We start from the raw sequence: 1,768 nt of genomic DNA on the forward strand, positions 1-1,768 counted from the left end.
CCGACATCGTGCGCGCTGTCCGGACCGTCGCCGCCGGCGAGCCGATCCTCTCCCCCACGATCACCCGCAGGCTGATCGGCCACGTGACCGACAGCGAGGGCGACGACCGGACGCGCTACGCCCGCGAACAACTCGACCGCCTCACCCAACGCGAACGAGAGGTTGCCATTGCGATCGGGCTCGGCAAGTCCAACGCCGAGATCGGCCGCGAGCTGTACATGAGCGTCGCGACCGTCAAAGCGCACGTCTCACGCCTGCTCGAGAAGCTCCAGTTCAACAACCGCGTCCAAATCGCCCTCCTCGCGCATGACGCACGCGAGGCGTAAACGCCTGACCGCACCGCCCCGGCACTCCCTGACCAGCGCCAATTCGCGATCACCGCCAGATCACGGGTCGGGGCTTGCAGATCAGGTTGTTCTGCGCCGACTAGCGTAGCGGCCTGAACGCCGCGCGGACCTCTTCTGAGAAGAGCTCGGGCTGTTCCCAGGCGGCGAAGTGGCCGCCCTCGGCGGCTTCGTTGAAGTAGCTGAGGTTGGGGTAGACCTTCTCGACCCAGCTTCGCGGGGCCGGGATGACCTCGCCGGGGAAGGTGGTGAAGCCGACCGGGACCGAGACCGCTGCAGGAGCCTGCCCGGCTGCCGCCGCAAGGGCTGCGGCCCGTCCGACCTCCCAGTACGACCGGGCCGCCGATGTCCCGGTGCCGGTCAGCCAGTACAGCGTGATGTTGTCGACGATGTGGTCCCGGGTCAGGCCGCCAGAGGGCTGCCCGTCGAGGAAGGCGCGGGAGATTTTGTAGTAGGCGTCGGTGTCGTGGTCGAGCATCCAGGCCGCCAGGGCGACGGGTGAATCCAGCAGGGCGTAGCCGATCGTCTGCGGCCGCGTGGCCTGCTCGATGAAGTAGCCCCTGCCGCTCGTGTTGAACGTGGTGAGCGCGTCGAGCGCCGCGCGTTCCTTCTCGGATTCCGCCGGCGGAGAGTGCTCCGCCGCGTTGCCGCTGCCGACATTCCGCACCGCGTGGATCACCCCCGCTGGGATGGTCAAGGCCTCACCAGCGCCGTACGTCTTCGGCGGCTGGCCCTCAGCGGAGTGACCGGAAGCCCACCCGAACTTCTTGTGAGAAGAGTTGCGGCTGCTCCCAGGCCGCGAAGTGGCCGCCCTTGTCGACCTCGTGGTAGTAGATGAGGTTGGGGTAGGCCCGCTCGGCCCAGCTTCGCGGCGCTTGATACTGCTCGCTAGGAAAGACGGTAACGGCAACGGGGATGGAGACGCCCTTGGCGTTGAAGAAGCCGCCCTTGTATTCCCAGTACAGACGAGACGCAGAGACGCCCGTGTTCGTTAGCCAGTACAGCGTGATGTTGTCGAGGACCTCATCACGGGTCAGTTCACCTGTGTCGCTCGTGGTCCGGTTCAGAGCCGCGACGACCGCCGCGGCAGGCTGGCCATCGGCATCGTTGTGGTCCAGAAGCCAGGCGGCCAGGCCGACGGGTGAATCCGCGATGCCGTACAAGGTTTGCGGGCGCGCGGCCATGAATCTGGCGTACTCGACTTGCCCGTACGTCCTGATCAGCTGCTCATAGGCGCGTCGTTCCTCAGCTGACAGACCAGATGGCGGCGGGTCCCCGGCCAGGGAAGCCTTGTCGACGTCAGCGGGGACGGTGGCAGGCATGTTGGTGTGGATCGCGAGCAATCCCTCAGGTGCCTGCAAGCCCATCTGGTCGACGACGAAGGCGCCCCAGTCGCCGCCTTGGGCGACGTAGCGGGTGTAGCC

At 66.9% G+C, this 1,768-nt stretch carries 2 protein-coding genes and 1 pseudogene; 1 reads left to right on the top strand and 2 read right to left on the bottom strand.

The window, feature by feature from the left end:
- Positions 1-326: response regulator transcription factor (locus tag VGZ23_00145; GenBank protein ID HEV2356022.1), on the top strand; the 326-nt coding region annotated here is incomplete at its 5' end.
- A 100-nt stretch (positions 327-426) separates the two neighbouring features.
- Here VGZ23_00145 and VGZ23_00150 read toward each other — a convergent pair.
- Together VGZ23_00150 and VGZ23_00155 are read right to left on the bottom strand one after the other, a co-directional pair.
- Positions 427-969, bottom strand: a pseudogene (locus VGZ23_00150) (epoxide hydrolase).
- 109 nt (positions 970-1,078) lie between these two features.
- On the bottom strand, positions 1,079-1,768 hold a 690-nt coding region (locus VGZ23_00155), incomplete at its 5' end, for an epoxide hydrolase (protein ID HEV2356023.1).

It is taken from the genome of bacterium, from assembly GCA_035945995.1.
Taxonomy (GTDB): Bacteria; Sysuimicrobiota; Sysuimicrobiia; order Sysuimicrobiales; family Segetimicrobiaceae; genus DASSJF01.